The organism is Ureibacillus chungkukjangi, from assembly GCF_003217295.1.
Classification (GTDB): domain Bacteria; phylum Bacillota; class Bacilli; order Bacillales_A; family Planococcaceae; genus Ureibacillus; species Ureibacillus chungkukjangi.
Map to the genome: position 1 here is coordinate 1 of NZ_QJTJ01000060.1, position 3,174 is coordinate 3,174.

Annotated in this window: 3 protein-coding genes and 1 pseudogene; all 4 read right to left on the reverse strand. The window is 36.8% G+C overall.

Features of this window, described 5'->3' with window-relative positions; translation table 11 throughout:
* Positions 1-295 precede the first annotated feature (295 nt).
* A pseudogene (locus tag BJ095_RS19330) lies at positions 296-642 on the reverse strand (DNA/RNA non-specific endonuclease); the annotation flags it as partial.
* 321 nt (positions 643-963) lie between these two features.
* A complete protein-coding gene (locus BJ095_RS18620) occupies positions 964-1,815 on the reverse strand; it encodes a MurR/RpiR family transcriptional regulator (protein WP_107937900.1) in 852 nt (283 codons plus the stop codon).
* A gap of 66 nt (positions 1,816-1,881) precedes the next feature.
* Positions 1,882-2,526: an MFS transporter gene (locus BJ095_RS18625; RefSeq protein WP_107937901.1), complete on the reverse strand. Its 645-nt coding sequence runs from the start codon at positions 2,524-2,526 to the stop codon at positions 1,882-1,884.
* 23 nt (positions 2,527-2,549) lie between these two features.
* Entirely contained in the window at positions 2,550-3,044 is a 495-nt protein-coding gene (locus BJ095_RS18630) for an MFS transporter (protein ID WP_107937902.1), read from the reverse strand.
* Positions 3,045-3,174 lie beyond the last annotated feature (130 nt).

Below are 3,174 nucleotides of genomic sequence, written 5' to 3' on the forward strand. Positions count from 1 at the left end.
TGTTCGAGTCAATTTTCCGGTTGACACTCAAGCATCATACAAGAGGGCTTTTTTTATTTCAAGTCCCCGAAAATCCTTCTAACAGGAATGCTCCTATTCAATTGTTTATACAAAGTTAATAACTCGATATCTATGAACTTTAACAAAATTATCCATTTATAGCAATCGAATTAACCGCACAATATGGCCCTATAACGCAAAAACGCGATCTTCTTATTGAAGAATAGCGCCCGATTGTTGAAGATTGTTATTGAACTAAAATCTTCTTTTTATTTCCCCTCAATATTCCAGGTGCTTATTCCCCTACCATACCGTCATTATCATTATCCCGCATATATGGGTATAACCAATGGTTACTCATTATTGGCATGCTAAAGCCTGCAGCTTTTGCTTCTTTAATCGTTACCTGTCCATTCCCGTCAGAGTATCGATGCTGGAAATATCAGCGTTTGTGTTTGAACTAGTTGAATCAGAAGGCTCACTGCCCGTTAAGCCGAGTGATGCGTTCACTTCATCAAGATTTACATTGTCAAATTTATCAACGATTTCCTTACCCAATAAAGTATAGGTAAATTGATAACTTGAAGGAGTTTGCGTTTCCGTATCCGGATATGTGATAATTGCTTCAAAATTTGTAGCTCCAACAGTTTATGGATCACATCTCAGTATCTACTTTGTCCCTAGTGTCCCTTAAAACTGAGTCGGTTAAATAAATCATTTCCACTCTACTTAATAATCTGTAATCTTATATAAGTAGGCATTAACACCTTCGAAGATGATAATCTCAAGCAAACTGACCCGTAAGTTCAACTATATATCTAACAATCTCACCCTGCTGAATGTAAATCATAAAATAACGGATACGTAACTACATAATTTATACCATTGGACAATATAGCCTTTATACATCTTTATAAGATAAAAAAACAGACTAGCAAAATATAAAACTAGTCTGTCCTACCTTCAATTCAATGAGTGATAATTGATATCCGTCAAGATTGCATTTACCTTATCAAGTCGCTTTTTTGTTTGTTCTGGGTATCTAATTGCAAGAGCACTGATTATATAATCTGCCACAAACATTGCCGAGACTGCAGAATTATGAAAAGCGATGCTACTTGAGTTACAAGGTAATATTATGTCAGAATGCGAGGCAATTGGCGATGAGTAACTATCAGTGATGGAAATGATTTTTACACCACTTTTTTTCGCCGTCCTGGCAAGATCAATAATTCTCCGGGCATAACGTGGGAAGCTTATAGCAATCACTATATCATTTTCATCCATATCGACAACATTATCCACCCAATCACTTAGATCTGCCACAACAAGGCTAGTATTGCCAAAAAGTCGGTTTAGTCCATGAGTTAAGTATTGTGCAACGGGCAAACCACTCCTTACACTCGTACAAATAATTCGGTTCGCAGACAAAATCATTTTTTGCGTATGTTCGAGCGTATCGTGTGAAATTAGATCAATAGAGTTTTGAATATTTCTAATCTGTGTTTCTGCGTATCTCCCCCACAAATCGTCATCTTCGATTCCTTTTATATTTGCTTCAAGTCTTGTTTGAGGAGCAGCCTGGTTTCTCAAATTTTCTTGAAGACCTTTTTGAAATTCAGTATAACCTGAATATCCCAAGTTAAATGTTAACCTCATTATTGTTGTAGTACTGGTTTTTACTACACCTGCAAGTTGATCTACCGTCAAAAAGGCTACATCAAGTGGATGTTTAATAATATAGTCGGCCACTCTTCTTTGTGTTTCTGTTAATTCACCAATCTTTTGCTGTAATTTCACGATCGGATTTTCCATAATATCTCTCCAGACAAGTGGTCACTGTGGTAAATTTTCCACCATGTTTCATTTGAGAAAATATTATCACGTTTTCCCTTTCTTGTAAAAAAGAAACTTATCTGGATGAATCGATCCCATCAAAATTATTCCCCCACACACATAAAAGACCCCAGGCATCCCAACTGTAGAAGATACAGCTCCTAATGAAAGCGGGCCAACAACCTGAGTCAATTTATTAAACGTCAGACGAAGCCCTAGCCCTTCTGCTACTCGCTCTTTAGGTAAAGCAATCATTGTTGCAAAGATAGATAAAGGCTGACTAATACCGGTACAAAAGCCGAGAATAATGGATAGAATACATAGCCAGAGTACATGTTGGGACAGCGGGTTCATCATATACATGGCCCCGGAAACTAAAATCGAAATTGTTATTATTACATCCCTCTTTAAATACTGGGAAACCCAAGGCAAAATGCCTCGAATTATCATCCCTGCCCCCGCATTAATAGCTATAATCACTCCGATTGAAGACGTAGGTAGCCCATTTTCTGCTGCAAGTAATGGAAAAAAGGCAATATACGTATCTCTTGCTAATAGCACTACTGAACTGACGAGCACTGCTTTTCTTAAATCTGGAATGTGCAGTAATTGAAATGCATTCCCTTCAATCCTTTTCTCTTGTATTGAAATCGATTTTTTCCGTGAGAAAAATAAAGATAATGGTAGCATTCCGACTAAAACAAAACCTAATGTTAAAAAGCCAAACTATAACCAATCGAGTCGCTTAATAAACCTGAAAAAAGTGGTCCGACAAAACTCCCCATTGAAACAGCAATACTAAATACCGTAATATAATATTCCCGCAGTTTACTCTTACGAAATTGACCTGAGTAGGCTTGCATTGACAAAACAAACACAAGTTGTGCAAGACCAGAGAAGATTTGTGAAAAATACACACCCATTAAATTATGAAAAATGCTTAAAATAACCATTGATAAAATCCCTAACAGAATACTTACTATCAATGGTATTTTCACACCAATGTAGTCAATCAGTTTTCCCGAATGAATTGATAAAAATAAAGGTAAAAAGGAAAATAACGCGACAATGATGCCAATTTCAGCATGACTTGCCCCGAGTTCTTCTGCATAAAGAGGGATAAGTGGTCTGCTTCCAGCAATACTCACCATAAACACTGCCGTGCATATAAAAATAAAATATTTATTGATTGATTTTCCTTTTTTCACATAATCTCAACCCTTTCACTTAAATCTAATATGAAATCGAGTAGGAGGGAGTGATTAACTCCCGACCTCTCACACCACCGTACGTACGGTTCCGTATACGGCGGTTCAATTAAGATGAATAACGCAAAGT

Coding starts and splice junctions, on each gene's coding strand:
- BJ095_RS18620 (WP_107937900.1), bottom strand. CDS start 1,815: ATGGAAAATCCGATCGTGAAATTACAGCAAAAGATTGGTGAATTAACA.
- BJ095_RS18625 (WP_107937901.1), bottom strand. CDS start 2,526: ATGCTACCATTATCTTTATTTTTCTCACGGAAAAAATCGATTTCAATA.